Here is a 16,388-nt window from a genome sequence, read left to right as displayed (position 1 = left end):
GAAGCATAAGTGACAGTAGGACTAACGTCTTTCAAGTACACTACAAAGTAGAGTACACCACCTTCAGTAAGATAATGCTCCAAATTAATCCTGCTTAGAGGGTATCCAACATTTTCGTTATAATAATCATCACAACCTTTAAACTGAACAGGAATTCGCTCCAAAAAATCAATATTTCGTCTTTCTATATTTTTGTAAAAGTATATGTGACCATCCCAGATTGGTTATTTATCTCCCTCAGAAATTTCTCTGTTAATATGTTTTGATTTTTTTAACGCCATTTTTAAATAATCGACAGCATCTTCTTCAATTTGTTTAGATGATTTGGATATAATGCATCTCTTTGAAAATATTCATATAAAAGTATTATATCAATTTTGTGATACCTTTTCCAAATCATCCCTGTTATCCTAATACCATTCCTAAGAAAATCAGTCCTTGATTTTTCACTGGGGGTTTGGGGGCGGAGCCACCAAGTTATCTTATCGTTGGCTGTCAAAACTGGAAGGTTTTGGTCAGCTGGCGATATGATTTTTGGGATATTGTGGACACAATATCTGAGCTCGCAAAGACCTAAATGGAGGATATTAGGCAGTGCCGTGTCTAATACGAGGGCGGGGATATACCGATAATAAAGAATCTGGAGGATGTAGCATGGGAAACCTAGTCAGAGAGATACGCAAGGAAGTCAATTTCTCAATAGAAGAGTATCAACAGATACAAAAAATGATGGCACAAGGGGGATATGAGCAATTCTCCCCTTTTGCTAGAGGTAAATTATTGGAAATAAATCACCAATCATCCCAGCTGATTGAAGAATGGATAAAATATTTACAACACCAAAAAGTAGAACAGATTTACCGAGATGTACATGAAATACTTGTTCTGGCAAAGTCGTCTCAATCCGTCACTATGGAACATCTTGAAATCATTTTGACTTGTGTCAAAGACTTGATGAGGGAAATTGAGATAAGTATTCCATTAAGCCATTCATTCAAAGAAAAGTACATAAGGTAAATTATTATGGAAAATCGTTATCGGACCAATTTGAAAAAGGTATATTTGAGTGATCAAGAATTAATTATTCTCAACAAAAAACTTGCTCAGAGTCAGTGTCCAAACTTTTCTTATTATGCCAGAAAAACCTTACTCGATCCTGGTATGAATTTTATCACAATAGATACAAGAGGATTTCAAGACCTGATTTTTGAAATTCGTAGGATTGGAAATAATATAAACCAGATTGCACGTGCAGTAAATCAAAGCCACCTATTAAGTCTTCAACAAGTAAAAGAATTGCAGCTCGGTATAGCTGAGTTAGAAAAACAGTTGCAACAAGATTTTGACATCAAGTGTCAAAGATTGAGAGAATTTTATGGTCATCACTAAGCATTATGCAGTTCATGGGAAAAAATATCGACGTCAATTAATCAAGTATATCCTTGATCCTAAGAAGACCAGGAATTTATCGTTGATTTCAGATTTTGGGATGAGTAATTATCTTGATTTTCCTGACTATATGGAACTGGTAAAGATGTATCAAAATAATTTCCTTTCAAATGATCAACTCTACGATTCACGGTTTGATAGACAAGAGAAAAAGCAACAGAAAATACATGCTCATCACGTCATTCAGTCTTTCTCACCTGAGGATAAATTAAGTCCAGAGGAAATCAATCGCATTGGCTATGAAACGATAAAAGAGTTTATAGGTGGTCAATATAAATTCATTGTTGCCACTCATGTTGATCAGGATCATTGTCATAATCACATTATTATCAACTCAATCGACTGCCAATCTCAAAAAAAGTTGAAGTGGGACTACGCTCTTGAAAGAAATTTAAAAATGATTTCAGATAGAATTTCTAAAGTAGCTGGTGCCAAAATCATTCCACCTAAACGTTATTCTCATAGAGATTACGAGGTCTATCGCCGTACTAATCACAAATACGAATTGAAGCAGCGGTTATTTTTTCTCATGGAACATTCTATTGACTTCAATGATTTTATGCAAAAAGCTGAGCAACTAAATGTCAAAATGGATTTCTCAAAGAAACATAGTCGATTTTTCATGACAGATAGAGATATGAAGCAAGTCATCCGAGGAGATAAGTTGAATAAGAGAGAACCCTATTCAAAAGAATATTTTCAACATTATTTTGCCAAGAAAAAGATTGAACGGATTTTAGAATTTTTGTTGCCAAGATCCAATTCATTTGATGATTTAGTTGAGAAAGCTGGGTTACTGGGATTAGAATTGAAGAGCAAAATAAAAACGATAGATTTTGTTCTTTCTGATGGACAAAGCTGCATTTCTATACCAAATAAGTCATTAAGTCAGAAAAATCTTTATGACACTACGTATTTTGAGAGCTACTTCAAGGAACATGATGTGGTTGAAGTGCTTCATAATAGTGACGTAAAAACGGAATTTGAAATGTTTGAGTCACAACAGCATTCAGACATATTGATCGAAGAAGAAATAACCGAAGCTTATGAAACGTACAAGACTAAGAGAGATGCAGTGCATGAGTTTGAAGTTGAGATTGCTGAGGAGCAAGTTGAAAAGGCGGTTTCAGATGGTCTATTTATTAAAGTTTGGCTGGGAATTGGACAAGAAGGACTAATCTTCATTCCAAATCATCAACTAAATATCTTAGAACAAGAAAATAAGAAACAGTATCAGGTGTTTATTCGAGAAACATCTTCTTATTTCGTTTATCATAAAGAGGACTCAGAAAAGAATCGTTTTATGAAGGGAAGAGACTTGATTCGCCAACTGACATTTGACAATAGGTCTTTACCTTATAAGAGACGAATAAGTCTGTCTAGACTTCAACAAAAAATTGAAGAAATCAATTTATTGATGACATTAAACATTCAAAATAAATCCTTTCTAGAATTAAAAGATGAATTGGTTGGAGACATCGCACAGCTAGATATTGAATTGACAAATCTTCAAGAAAAAAACGCCACCTTAAACAAGATGGCAGAAGTAGTTGTTAACCTACAAAGTGATAATCAAGATACCAAGCAATTAGCTAAGTATGAATGTTCCAAGATGAATTTATCGCAGAATGTAACAATTGGACAGATTGAATCTGAGATTGAAATGATACAGAATCAGCTAGACAATAAAATCGAAGAATACGAAAATGCGGTTAGAAAGTTGGATGAATATGTAAGAGTTTTAAATATGGATAAATACAAGACAGACGATTTTTCCATTCATATTGAATAAATATTCAAATTTCCAACATATTCTTGTTTATTTTGGTATAATGTATAATGAAGCTACTCTCAAACCGTCTAATTTGTAAAGAAATAAACGGTTTGGGAGTTTTATTTCTATTGTCCAATTAGGACAATATATCAAATTTCTCCTAGTTATCCTCTATACTTTTCCTTAGGAGAAAGATTGATGTACCGACGTTTAAGGGATTTGAGAGAAGACAATGATTTCACTCAAAAATACGTTGCCGAAAAGCTTTCGTTTACCCACTCTGCTTATGCAAAAATTGAGAGAGGAGAACGTATTTTATCGGCAGATGTAATAATAAAACTTTCAAATCTATATAACGTTAGTACAGATTATTTGTTGGGGCAAACTGACTTTCCCCACCGAATAAAGAATAATTTAAAATAGTCCCTCCTGATTTGTTCATTGACAATTGAATAATTCTAGGTGGGACTTTATTTATTTGTTGAGCAATAGAATGTAATGCGCCAGGAAATGAGCGAAAATCATTTATTCAAAAATAGGATGGTGACCTATCTGCCATGACACAAATAATGATAATGATACTTCTGACCGTTCAGGCTGCCATCGAAAAAGGACAGCGGGTGAAATTCCCATGATTGAACTAACCATTCAAATCCCATCTAGCGTGTAAAATAACTTAGTGATTTGAAGGAGGAAAGTGTATGAGAACTGCTACATATAAAGATTTAATGAACTTAGGATTTCCTGAACATACCTCTAGAGACATTATTCGTGAAGCTAAAAAAATTGCTGTAAAAAAGTTTGAAGAAGCTCGCAAAGTTGACCATAATGCGGTACAATTAAGTAAATCGCCCTTTGACAATCGAAGACTAGGTATCGCACCAGCAGAAATTGTGGAACAATTAATAGGGATTCCACTATCTAAATAACATTTAGAAAGTGAGAATCCAAATGGCAACAAAAAGTAGTAAAAAATACAAAGGTGTTTATTGTGATAATAAGGGAAAGATATTTTATCAGATTGATCTTGGAATCGACCCAGTAACTGGCAAAAGGGTACAAAAGAAAGCTAGAAAAAATCAATATGGTAAAACCTTTGAAACAATGAAAGAAGCATATGACGAATTAGTTCGTATAAAATATGAATTTGCCAACAAAGTCAGTTTAGAAAATTACAATATGACTTTTGAAAACTATATGAACAAAATTTATTTAAGAGCATATAAGCAAAAAGTTCAGTCTGTGACATATAAGACGGCTCTTCCTCATCATAAACTTTTTATTCAATATTTTGGTTTAAAGCCATTAAAAGCAATAACTCCTAGAGATTGCGAAGCTTTTAGATTGCATATCATAGAGAATTATTCTGAAAACTATGCGAAAAATTTATGGTCAAGGTTTAAAGCTTGTATGGGTTATGCAGAAAGACTTGGCTATATTTCAAATATGCCTTGTAAAGCATTAGATAATCCTAGAGGTAAACATCCAGAAACTCTATTTTGGACCTATGCGGAGTTTCAGACATTTATCAAATCATTTGACTTACATGATTATGAAGAATTGCAACGATTTACTGCCATCTGGTTATATTATATGACAGGTGTACGAGTGAGCGAAGGTTTATCTTTATGTTGGGAGGATATTGATTTTGATAAAAAATTTCTAAAGGTACATACAACCTTAGAGAAAGATGAAAATGGTAATTGGTATCGTAAAGACCAAACAAAGACTCCAGCAGGTGAACGACTTATTGAATTGGATGATATTACTATTGAAGTACTTCAAGTTTGGCGAAAAAATCAGTTTGCAAATCAAGATACAGATTTTATCATTTCAAGATTTGGAGATCCTTTTTGCAAATCAACCATTTGTCGCATCATCAAACGGAAAGCTCAACAGGTAGGAGTTCCAGTAATTACAGGAAAAGGTCTCAGACATAGCCATGCATCCTATCTAATCAATGTCTTGAAAAAAGATATTTTATATGTAGCCAGACGTATGGGACATGCCGATAAATCAACAACTTTGAATACTTACAGTCACTGGTTTAATGCTTTAGATAAAACAGTTTCTGAAGAAATCACACAAAATATCAAAAGTGCAGGATTGGATTCAATTTTATGCCAAAATTCCTGCCAAACTTCAAATTAAGAACTCAAACCCCTTGATATTGCACATTTAACATGTTGTGCAATTGTTACTCTTAAATAAGAGAGTATCACAATGTGATGACAGAAGCCTGGTAGTTCAAAGGTTTCAAGTCGCTTAAAGTGATAAAAAGGGGAGCTGAGCCTCCCTATCACAAACCCCACCACGATTAAACGTGGTGGGGTTTTAAAATAGTTTAGATTGTCGAGCAATCAGAGTATTCTGGTTGCTTTTTGATTTTAAGAATGAGGTAGGAGATATGTATGAACGTACCAGGTTTTAATCAGAGGTTGTGGAGTTTAGTCTCGATATGAGGTGTATCATCTCATCAAGCACATTGGCAACTGAAATCCCCTTTGTATAGCTATATTTTTTCGAATAATTTTGCCATTGTTGATTCTGAATAGGGTCAGATTTGAACCTCTCGAGTAGTTCAATAATCTTTTCAAAATTGAGTTCTGTTTCGCGATATGAAAATGTTCTCTGACAAGCATTTTTTAACTGAATGAAATCAATGTCTTCTTTCTTCAGTTTTGATAGAATATAAACATCGTAAAAATCTTTGCTTCTGCTGTTCAAGAAGTTACGTGAATAGATGGTTTGAAGTTTCTCAGCTAAGATGGTTTCAATGGTATATGCAATGATTGGAAAGGTATCTTCATTAAAAATAGCTTTGTAGTCATATGTAATCGGCTGAGGAGTTACAACATCGCCTGTCGCAATATCCAAATGGATAACTTGTTTAATATTCTCAAGTTGACACAAAATGGTTGCTCGATAGCCGCCATAGTCATCACTTTCTTTAATAGCTGTGATTGATTGAATCACAAAAGAAATACCTTCTACTGAATCTGCTAAAATTTCTTCAAGTTGCTGCCTCACAGTATCTTCTGAGAGTGTCATTTGATGGAACAAAAAGTCAATATCAACCGTGCTACGAGATTCAACTCCGATGACATTTGACAGTAGGAAGCCTCCTTTGAAGATATAGTGACTTGAATGGGTACTCTGACTTAATTTTTTCAAAATCACTTCTAAAAAGTAATAGATCATGACGGAATTAAAGGTTAATCCAGTATTCTTTGATACTTTATGACAGAGAGCTGTTAATTTAGCTTTGTTCATATGAGAACCTCCAGCGTTTGTTTAACTTTTTCTAAAGCATTCATTTTTGTAGCGTATTCATAGAGTTTTGCAAGATTTTTTTTAGGATAGTCCCCGTAAGATTGAAGTGTTTTGACAAAGAGTTCAGAATCGATTTTTTCTCGATGTATGATAAAATCACAAATAATGCGTTCAAAATCATATACCCTCACTTTGTTTCCCATAGGAGTAGGTACAGTAGTCATTCCTAGCTCACTGTGTTCTTTGGAGACAAAGTGACTATTCAGATTAGCTGGAGGCGTATTAAAACGGTAGCCTCTAGGAATGGTTACATCAAAATATTGTGGAATTTCATCGGTAAACTGTTGCAGATACAGTGCCGAAATATAAGAGAAAATAGCCTTAGGGTAACGGTACTGAAAAAAGTAGTATTCGTCGTAGTCTCCGTTTTGGGTTAGGAAAATTCCTTTCTCGACTCGGTATAGAATTCCTTCTTTTTCTAGTCTTGTCAAATATATTGTTGGAATACCTAGTGCTTTACAGTCTTTATAGGTGATAATGCCATTGTTGTTTTCTATAAAATCGAGTAGAATCTCTTTTTTTGACATACTGACTCCTTTTTGTTGCTTTTATACTACGATTTTACAATATTTGTAGTATATAAGCAACATTTTTTCTATCGCTGATTGTGATAACAAAATCAACCCTTCTTTTTTATGATGAGGAAAGGGTGACAGTTTATTGCTAAAAAAAGGCGGTAAATACGCCGTTCGCAAGAGTAGAAAAAACTTACTGTATAGGGGACGATAAAACTTGAAAGTTGAACAGGAAGAAAAGATGTGTCTGTGGTTGAAGATTGGGAAATGTAAGCTCTGCTTCCGAAAGAGAGCCCTCCATTTCAAATGCTGAAATTGATGTTCAAAAACAAGGTAAGGTCACAAAACCTATAAGGCTAACAAGGTTAAAAAAGCTCATGTTAATTAGGGGAAAAGGAGACATCAAGTCTCTACGAAGAAGGAGGTCTAATAGGAGATCAGATAAGCGCTTACTTCTGTCATGTCATAAGGATGAAGATGAGGGAGTTTTTAGGTGAAAACGCCCAAATATAGTAGCCGTTTCGTCTACTAAAAAGCGCTAACATCTTAAGCGCTTTCTGAAACTTTTCGAGTCAAAAGGTGACAGGAGTTAAAATTTGTAAAAAAATTTTAATTTTTGGTGCAAAATAGTTGGCTATAATAGGAAAATTTGCTAAAATAACTATGAACAATTTTTCAATGGGCAACTATGTCCAAGGGAGGATTGTGAAAGGCCGATGTCCTTCGGGGCATCATGTTAGGCGAGGGTTTAGGCGGCTAAATGCTCGTCAAAATAAAGAAAAAAGGAGTCTTTCATGAAAAGATCACAGAAGAAAAAGTTTGACTGGTATGGTCTAAGTCAACGTTTCTCAATCCGTAAGTACCACTTTGGTGCTGCCTCGGTCCTTCTAGGAACGGCATTGATTTTGGGAAATGGTGTGACAGCAAGTGCCAATACCGAAGAGCAAACAGCACCGACTATCGTGAATGCTGAGACGCCAGCACCGACTGAAGAGTCGGCACCGGCTGAAATTGCAGCGCCAGCAGTAGCAGGTGCAGAAACACCAGCTGCGGAAACACCAGCTGTAACACCTGCGGTTGAAACACCAGCAGCAGTTACTGTTGACAAGTCAGCTTTGCAAACTGCCCTTGATGCAGCAAAAGCGACTGACACAGCAGGTAAGACAGCTGCTTCAGTAGAAGCCCTTAAAACTGCTATCGCTAAAGCTGAGGCAGTGATTGCTGACACAGCAGCTAACCAAGAGGCTGTAAACCTTGCTAAAGCTGAGCTCGAAGCAGCAGTAGCAGGTCTTGCTGACGAGACACTTTCAGTGGCACCACAAGAAGCAACTGAAGTACCAGTAGCAACACCAGCAGCAGAGATTCAAGAGTCAACAGTCCGTGCAGCAGCAGGTTTGCGTTCAGATTTAACCGTTGAATTTCTTGATGCAAATAATAATCCAATCACTGGTTATTATGATGGGTTAACAGGTTCAAATATGCCTGTTAAAGTTCGTATTACATTACCAGAAAATGCGACTAATAAAACTGCAACAGTAACACTTGGTAATTTTCTATACTTCTCTAACTACGGTCAAAATGATGATGTCGTTAAGGGTGCTACGACAGCAATTACTGCGCCGACAAATACTACAACAGGAATAGTTGCTGACAACGGTCAACCATATCAAGCGGGGACGAGAACTGTTGGTGGTGCTACATCAGGGTCTAATTATAATCCTTCATATAACCCTAAAGTGACTTACACGATTAAAGATGGTCAGACATCCTTTGTTCTTCCGTTATCAATTTCTTCTTCGCTTATGGTCGGTTTTAAAGGTGTGGCTACAGATGGAGAAATTAACGGTACTACAAATGGTATTGAGACATCAACTCCTATCACAGTTAAGCTTTCAGCAACAGAGAATGGTTTAAATATAGAAGATGAGTTCAATTTATCTGAAATTTTATTCTCCACGATTGCTAGGTCAACTGTAGGTTTGACAAGTGCTGTAACTATAGTCCCAGCTGAGAATGCTGCAGCTACTAACCAAAATAATTACATAGCTCAAGTTGCGGGTGTAACAGCTATGCCAAGTAGTGGACACCTTCCACTAATTGAGGAAGAGACTGTAGATATTGTATTACCTAAAGGAGTTTCATTTGAATCCTTTGCTCCGGAGTCAGTAAATGAGTGGGACATTATAAGTCCAGCACAAACTGATGCTTCGGGCGTAACAAGACTTACAGTAAAAACGTCATATCCAACCTATACAGATTTACATAGACTCAATTTCAATGTAAAAGTTGATCGTGCAACCCTCCCTACAGTTGATCGTGTGAATGTCCGTTTGGAAAACTACCAGTCACGCCTAAGGAACTACGATACAATTGATAGTACTAATGTTTTGGCTAATAATACTTCTATAACCTATGGAATTCAGGTTTTTGAATTGAGTAATCAAGACAACTTGGGTCTTTTCTACGCAAGGCCAGGTGTTGTAAATTATCCAATTTCAAGCATTGATACTACTCCAGCAGATAGTGAAAACTTATATACCTCTCTAGGTTCACTTCCATATGGAGTTCCAGCAGTAACTAACTTTAATAATACAGATTCACGTGAAAAGGAAATACACTATAGCTTTCCAGAGAATCCATCATTTGAAGTTAAAGGTATTCAATTACCAGTCTTCAATAATGGGTATACTCTAAGCACAGTAAAAGTAGCGAGTAAAAATAGTCCTACCCTTAGAGAAGTGACTCTTCCACAATCATACACATACAATGTCCCACCATTACAGTATGCTTCGCTAAAAGATCTTGGATTGAGTGAAGATGATGTTCTGACAGAGTTGATAGTTCCAGTGGGTGTTTTTGCTGCAAATCAATCATATGAACTTGCAAGAACAGGTTTGACGCAAGTCTTTGGTAAGTATTTGGCGCCTACGACAACCCATCAAACCTCTGCTGTGCTCACTCTACGTGATAAAGATTACGATCCGAATGACTCGACAAAAAACTATACATCTGGAAGTGGTGAGTTAAAGATTAATCTTCGTGAAGAAGATGGAACAAACCATTTACGTACAACGATTGGTTCAGCAAGTCAAACGATCGGATACGCTAAAGAAGGAACCATCAATTACAGCATTCGTTCAGACAACGGTACAAGTAGCCATTTGATGCGTACAAAAGAAGGTGTTGAAAAAGCCTATTTGGTACTTCCAAAAGGAGCAACTGTTAAATCTGTGACATTCACTACAGTGAAGACTGTAGATGGTCAAACTGTAACCAATAATATTACGTCAGAAGTGGTAGCTATTGGAAATACTGTTGATGGTAGCAATGTTATTTATGAGTATGATCTTTCGAAGGTTGCTGGCGAGAACCGTTATGTTGGTTGGGTAGGTAGCTATGATAGTCACTTTGGTGATCAACGAATTGATGTAGCAATTAATATTGAAAATGCTACAGATCAAGAAGTTACTGTTCCATATAGTGAAAGATTCTTTGTAACTACATCGGATGTTCACGCCAAGACTGGGACCTTTACTAAACGTGGTTCTGATCCATTCAATTTAGTAGCAGACGACACTACTATATTTACTAATATTGCAGATACGAGGACGTTGACTCTTTCAAAAGCAGATAAGCTTGACTTAACGACCGAGGCGAAATTATCTACAGACCCAGCTTATCAAAATGCCAATGCCGACTTCAAGATTTTGGATATCACCCAAGATCTTGATTTGAAACTTAATATTGGTAACAAATTGGAGACCTCTGTAGGTGAACTTGATCTCTTCTTGCCAATTCCTAAGAAGGGCGAAAACTGGGGAACTAACTTCCAAACAGAAGCTTTTGATTTCGGATTTGTCTTGAAGGGTATTGGTGTTGATACAGCATTCACAGATGCTTTTGATATTACATACGCCTCAGTAAACCCAACGACACTTGATGGCAGAACACATACGACAGTTAGTCTTGCTACTGAAAACTTTACCTCAACTCAAAGTTCGACAACTAACTTGATCCGTATCAAGACTAAGACAGGTCAGCAAGTACCTGCAAGCTCTGACTTCCCAATCATACTTAACCTTGGTCTTGACTCAGTAACACGTGCAGAAGATGGTAAGACAATTACTTGGAATCCATACTATTCTGCTAGATATGCCACAAGTTCATCTGTAGATAAGGCTCGTGAAATCAATATCTCTGTAACTCTAGGTAAGATTGGTGCGACCTTCTTTAACGATACAGACGCTAATGGTGTTCAAGGAGCAAGTGATTCACTCTTTACAGCAGCAGCTCCTACATTTGTCCTTACAGACGCAAGCGGTACAGTTATCGATACAACTGGTTTGGTAGAAACGACTGCTACAGGTGGTGTCGTTATCAAAGGTCTGACATCAGGTCAAACATACACTGCTAAGTTCATTGCTCCAACTGGCTATCGCTTCACAACAGGTGCTAAAGGTACAGATGCAACGACAACCACTCAAACCTTTACAGCTGCGATGGTTGATGCAGACAATACAACCTTGGTACCAGTTGGTTTGACACCAATCATCACATTGGTTAACCCAGACCTAACAATTGTAGATAATATTGCAAATGTTAGCGCAATTGAGAAAGAAGACGTTAAGGCAGCAATTCTAGCTAAAAACACCTTCCCAGCAGGTACTAACCTAACAGTTGCAGCTAATGGTACAACAACAATCACTTATGTTGATGGCTTCACACAAACAATCCCTGGAACACAGACTGTACAACAACGTGCAACTTCTGAAACCCCTGTGGTAAATGCTATCGACAATGACGATACTAAAGTATCAGGTACAGGTGTTGCAGGTGCTCAAATCGTTGTGACCCTACCTTCTGGTCAGCAAATGACAACAACTGTTAAGAATGATGGTAACTGGGAAGTAACTCCAATCACACCACTTGCAGTTGGTCAGACAGTACAAGTCACTCAAAAAGAAACTGATAAATTGATCAGTGCTTCTGAGCCAGAAACAGTTGTCGCTAACCAAGCAACAGCAACTAATCTGACAGCACCAGAAAAAACACCAGTAGCAAACACTTCTGCATTGACTCCAACTGAGCAAGCAGCAGTTAAAGCAGCGGTAATCAAAGCTAACCCAACCCTTACTGATGGTATGGTAGCTGTAGATGATAAAGGTAATGTAACCGTTACATATACTGATGGTTCTAAAGATACCTTTACACCTGCTGAGACAGTTGTTCAATCTGAAGCATCTAAAAACCCATTAACAGCACCAGAAAAAACGCCAGTACAAAACACATCTGCATTGACTCCAGATGAGCAAAATGCGGTTAAAGCAGCTGTTATCAAAGCAAACCCAACGCTTACTGATGGCATGGTAGCTGTAGATGATAAAGGTAATGTGACAGTAACTTACTCAGATAGTACAACTAACACGTTGACACCTGATAAGACTGTTAAATTGGCAGACTCAGCTAACCCAGCTAACGCTGTTAAAGATCCAGCGCTTACACCAGTTGCTAACCTTGCAGCATTGACTCCAGAAGAGCAAGCAGCAGTTAAAGCAGCAGTATCAGCAGCTAACCCTGACATCGCGCCATCTAAGATTGCAGTATCACCTACTGGTGAAGTAACAGTCACACACGCTGACGGTACAACAACTGTTATCCCTGCAGATCGTACGGTAGAATTGTCAGATGCAGCATCTACAAATGTAGTAGCTCCAAGCCCACTTGTGCCTGTAGCAAACACATCTGCGTTGACTCCAGAAGAGAAGGCAGCGGTAGAAGCAGCGATTAAAGCAGCCAACCCTAAACTTCCAGCAGATGCAGTGATTTCAGTTGGCCCAGATGGTACTGTAACAGTAACTTATGCTGATAAGACAACTGACGTCCTTCCGGGTGCTCAAGTTGTTAAACAATCTGACGCAGTTGCTAACCCATTGACAGCGCCAGCTCTTACACCAGTAGCAAACACATCTGCATTGACTCCAGATGAGCAAAATGCGGTTAAAGCAGCCGTTAAAGCAGCTAACCCAACATTGCAAGATTCTCAAATCACTGTAGATGCACAAGGTAACGTAACAGTATCTTACCCAGATGGAACAACTAACAAGTTGACACCAACTCAAACTGTTAAGTTGGCTGACTCAGCTAACCCAGCTAATGCGCTTAAAGATCCAGCACTTACACCAGTTGCTAACACTTCAGCACTTACACCTGAAGAGAAATTGGCAGTTGCAGCAGCGGTATTGCAAGCTAACCCAACCCTTTCACCATCTCAAATCGCTGTATCACCAACAGGTGAAGTAACAGTAACTTATGCAGATAAGTCAACTGCTACAATCCCTGCGAATAAGACAGTAGAATTGTCAGATGCAGCCTCTACAGATGTAGCAGCTCCAAGCCCACTTGTGCCTGTAGCAAACACATCTGCATTGACTCCAGAAGAGAAAGCAGCGGTAGAAGCAGCAATTAAAGCAGCTAACCCTAACCTTCCAACAGATGCAGTTATCTCAGTTGGCCCAGACGGTACTGTAACAGTAACTTATGCAGATAAGACAACTGATGTCCTTCCAGGTACTCAGGTTGTTAAACAATCTGATGCAGCAGCAACAGATGTTAAAGCACCTGCAGTAACACCAGTTCAAAACCTTGACGCTCTTACTCAAGATGAGAAAGATGCCGTTAAAGCAGCGGTAATCAAAGCAAACCCAACGCTTACTGATGGTATGGTAGCTGTAGATGATAAAGGTAATGTCACAATTACTTATGCAGATAAGACAGTTGATACTATCCCAGCATCACAAACTGTTAAGTTGGCAGACTCAGCTAACCCGGCAAATGCTGTTAAAGATCCAGCAACGCTTACACCTGTAGGAGATCTTAACGCTCTTACTCCAGAAGAGCAGGCAGCGGTTAAAGCAGCAGTATCAGCAGCGAACCCTAACATTGCACCTGGAAACATCGCTGTAGATGATAAAGGTAATGTCACAGTAACATTCCCAGATGGAACAACTACTGTTATCCCTGCAGATCGTACAGTAGAATTGTCAGATGCAGCATCTACAGATGTAGTAGCTCCGACAACTAAAGTACCAGTTGCAGATGCAACAGCACTTACTGAAGCTGAGAAAGCAGCGGTTATCGCAGCTATTAAAGATGCGAACCCTAACCTTCCAACAGATGCAGTCATCACAGTTGCCCCAGACGGTACTGTAACTGTAACTTATGCAGACGGAACAAAAGATGTTCTTCCAGGAACTGAAGTTGTTTCTGAGCGTCCAGCAACAACTGATCCAGAAGTTAACCCAATCGACTCTGATGATACAACTATCTCAGGTAAAGGTACTCCTGGTGCTACTATCACAGTTAAATTCCCAGATGGTTCATCAATTACTACTAAAGTATTGCCAGATGGTACATGGACTGTTCCTGTAATGTCAGACCTTGTTGCAGGTGATGATGTTGTTGTTTCTCAAGAAGCGCCAGGTCAAAAACCAAGTGCTCCTGTGACATCAACAGTTAACCCAACACAAGCTGAAGCATTGACACCAGTAGGACCAGCTGAAAAAGTTCCAGTTACTAACCCAGATGCTCTGACACCAGCTGAAAAACAAGCTGTAGAAGATGCAGTACGCGCAGCGAACCCAGATCTTCCAGCAGGTACAACAATTACTGCAGACGATAAAGGTAACGTGACAATCACTTACCCAGATAAGACAACTGATGTCATCCCAGCGTCAGAGACAGTTGTAGCTAAATCTAAAGCGGATATCTACGCTCCGACAGGTAATGTTCAATCAGTTGAGAAAGGTGCAACAGTAGATCCTAAAGCTTCTATCGCAAATGCGGCAGACCTTCCAGCGGATACTACATTCGAGTTTGCATCACCAGTTGATACAACAACTGTAGGTACTAAGTCAGTAACAGTCTTGGTTAAATATGCAGATGGTTCAGTTGATGAAGTGGTAACATCAGTAGTTGTTAAAGACAGCACTAACCCAACACCAGCTCAATCAGAAGTATACACACCAACAGTTAAAGGTGCGGTAACCGTTGAAGCAGGTAAACCACTTAATGAAGCAGACATCATTGCACAAGTTGATACAACAGACCTTCCAGCAAATACAGAAGTAACTGTTAAGACAGTTCCATCTACTGACAAACCAGGTGAGTTCACAGCAGTTGTTGTTGTTAAGTACCCAGATGGTTCAGTTGATGAAGTGAACGTACCAGTAGTTGTTACAGCTCCAGCAACAACAGCAGATGCTTACACTCCAGTAGCTAAAGAGCAAACTGTAGCAGTAGGTGCAACACCAGTAGCGAAAGATTCAATCGCGAACGTGGCTGACCTTCCAGCAGATGCAACTTACACATGGAAACGTCCAGTTGACACAAGCACACCAGGTACTAAGTCAGGTGTAGTCGTGGTAACTTACGCAGATGGTTCAACAGATGAAGTAACTGTATCTATCGTTGTTGAAGGCGATGGCACATCAGCTGCAGAACAAAACGAACCAACTGTAAACGGTGGCGTAACTGTAACTCAAGGTCAAGAACTTACAGATCAAGCAATCCTTGATCAAGTAACTGTACCAGCAGGTGGCACAGCAGTTGTAACTGTTAAACCATCAACAGATACAGTAGGTGAGTTCACAGCAACAGTAGTGGTAACATATGCAGACGGTTCAAGCGATGTTGTGACTGTACCAGTAAGTGTTGTTAAACCAACACCAATCTCTGACACAGTAACACCAACAGCACCAGCAACTAAAGTCCCAGTTGTAGATCCAACAAACTTGACTCCAGCTGAGAAACAACAAGTTGAAGATGCAGTCCGTGAAGCGAACCCAGATCTTCCAACAGGAACAATCATCACAGTAGACCCAGCAGGTAACGTAACACTTACTTACCCAGATGGTTCAACAGATAAGATCCCTGCAGCAGATATCATCACAGTAATTCCTAAGAAAGATCTCTTTACACCAGAAGCTTCTGTTCAATCAGTTGAGAAAGGTGCAACAGTAGATCCTAAAGCATCTATCGTAAATGCGGCAGATCTTCCAGCAGGAACTACCTTCGAGTTTGCATCACCAGTTGATACAACAACTGTAGGTATCAAGTCAGTAACAGTCTTGGTGAAATACCCAGATGGTTCAGTTGATGAAGTTCCAGTCGTTATCGTAGTTGTAGATCCAACAGATCCGAAAGGTCCTATTGTGATTCCTCCGGTTAATCCAACAGATCCAACCGTTGTTATTGACCCAACCGATCCAACGAACCCTGTTAAGACAATTGATCCAACAACAGGTGAAACTAAACCAGCT

9 protein-coding genes are annotated in these 16,388 nt (G+C 38.6%); 7 read left to right on the top strand and 2 right to left on the bottom strand.

Annotated elements, in window-relative coordinates; all coding sequences use genetic code 11:
- Positions 1-654 precede the first annotated feature (654 nt).
- The 6 genes from G575_RS0102000 to G575_RS0101975 all read left to right on the top strand — a co-directional run bounded on the left by G575_RS0102000 (position 655) and on the right by G575_RS0101975 (position 5,374).
- Positions 655-1,017 (top strand): SAG1252 family conjugative relaxosome accessory protein, encoded by a 363-nt coding sequence (locus tag G575_RS0102000; protein ID WP_024381003.1) that lies wholly within the window; start codon positions 655-657, stop codon positions 1,015-1,017.
- Positions 1,018-1,023: 6 nt separating this feature from the next.
- Positions 1,024-1,389, top strand: a complete 366-nt coding sequence (locus G575_RS0101995) for a MobC family plasmid mobilization relaxosome protein (RefSeq protein ID WP_024381004.1) — start codon at positions 1,024-1,026, stop codon at positions 1,387-1,389.
- Positions 1,376-3,241, top strand: coding sequence for an SAG1250 family conjugative relaxase (locus G575_RS0101990; protein ID WP_027971246.1), 1,866 nt, complete (start codon positions 1,376-1,378; stop codon positions 3,239-3,241). Before G575_RS0101995 ends, G575_RS0101990 begins: the two co-directional genes overlap by 14 nt.
- Positions 3,242-3,421: 180 nt before the next feature.
- Positions 3,422-3,646, top strand: a complete 225-nt coding sequence (locus G575_RS0101985) for a helix-turn-helix domain-containing protein (RefSeq protein ID WP_024381006.1) — start codon at positions 3,422-3,424, stop codon at positions 3,644-3,646.
- A gap of 278 nt (positions 3,647-3,924) precedes the next feature.
- Positions 3,925-4,152 carry a DUF3173 domain-containing protein gene (locus tag G575_RS0101980; protein WP_001258319.1) on the top strand — a complete coding sequence of 76 codons (228 nt, stop codon included), beginning with the start codon at positions 3,925-3,927 and terminating at the stop codon, positions 4,150-4,152.
- 22 nt (positions 4,153-4,174) lie between these two features.
- Positions 4,175-5,374, top strand: coding sequence for a tyrosine-type recombinase/integrase (locus G575_RS0101975; RefSeq protein WP_024381007.1), 1,200 nt, complete (start codon positions 4,175-4,177; stop codon positions 5,372-5,374).
- A 276-nt stretch (positions 5,375-5,650) separates the two neighbouring features.
- Here G575_RS0101975 and G575_RS0101970 read toward each other — a convergent pair whose 3' ends face one another.
- Together G575_RS0101970 and G575_RS0101965 are read right to left on the bottom strand one after the other, a co-directional pair.
- Positions 5,651-6,496 (bottom strand): nucleotidyl transferase AbiEii/AbiGii toxin family protein, encoded by an 846-nt coding sequence (locus tag G575_RS0101970; protein ID WP_027971245.1) that lies wholly within the window; start codon positions 6,494-6,496, stop codon positions 5,651-5,653.
- On the bottom strand, positions 6,493-7,083 hold the full coding sequence (locus G575_RS0101965) for a type IV toxin-antitoxin system AbiEi family antitoxin domain-containing protein (RefSeq protein WP_027971244.1): 591 nt from the start codon (positions 7,081-7,083) through the stop codon (positions 6,493-6,495). The genes G575_RS0101970 and G575_RS0101965 overlap by 4 nt, the downstream gene beginning before the upstream one ends.
- A 782-nt stretch (positions 7,084-7,865) precedes the next feature.
- On the opposite strand from G575_RS0101965, the gene G575_RS10955 reads away from it, so the two are divergent.
- Positions 7,866-16,388, top strand: an 8,523-nt coding sequence (locus tag G575_RS10955) for a MiiA motif-containing surface protein (protein WP_037622504.1), incomplete at its 3' end; no start/stop codon positions are given.

Origin of the sequence: Streptococcus plurextorum DSM 22810 (genome assembly GCF_000423745.1) — a bacterium.
GTDB classification, from domain to species: domain Bacteria; phylum Bacillota; class Bacilli; order Lactobacillales; family Streptococcaceae; genus Streptococcus; species Streptococcus plurextorum.
The sequence above is the reverse complement of the archived record's forward strand: the minus strand, read 5'-3'. Positions and strand labels throughout refer to the sequence as shown.

Excerpts from the sequence above, each read along its gene's own strand:
- G575_RS0101990 (WP_027971246.1), top strand. The coding sequence starts at position 1,376 with ATGGTCATCACTAAGCATTATGCAGTTCATGGGAAAAAATATCGACGT.
- G575_RS0101995 (WP_024381004.1), top strand. The coding sequence starts at position 1,024 with ATGGAAAATCGTTATCGGACCAATTTGAAAAAGGTATATTTGAGTGAT.
- G575_RS0101980 (WP_001258319.1), top strand. The coding sequence starts at position 3,925 with ATGAGAACTGCTACATATAAAGATTTAATGAACTTAGGATTTCCTGAA.
- G575_RS0101970 (WP_027971245.1), bottom strand. The coding sequence starts at position 6,496 with ATGAACAAAGCTAAATTAACAGCTCTCTGTCATAAAGTATCAAAGAAT.
- G575_RS0101975 (WP_024381007.1), top strand. The coding sequence starts at position 4,175 with ATGGCAACAAAAAGTAGTAAAAAATACAAAGGTGTTTATTGTGATAAT.
- G575_RS0102000 (WP_024381003.1), top strand. The coding sequence starts at position 655 with ATGGGAAACCTAGTCAGAGAGATACGCAAGGAAGTCAATTTCTCAATA.
- G575_RS0101965 (WP_027971244.1), bottom strand. The coding sequence starts at position 7,083 with ATGTCAAAAAAAGAGATTCTACTCGATTTTATAGAAAACAACAATGGC.
- G575_RS0101985 (WP_024381006.1), top strand. The coding sequence starts at position 3,422 with ATGTACCGACGTTTAAGGGATTTGAGAGAAGACAATGATTTCACTCAA.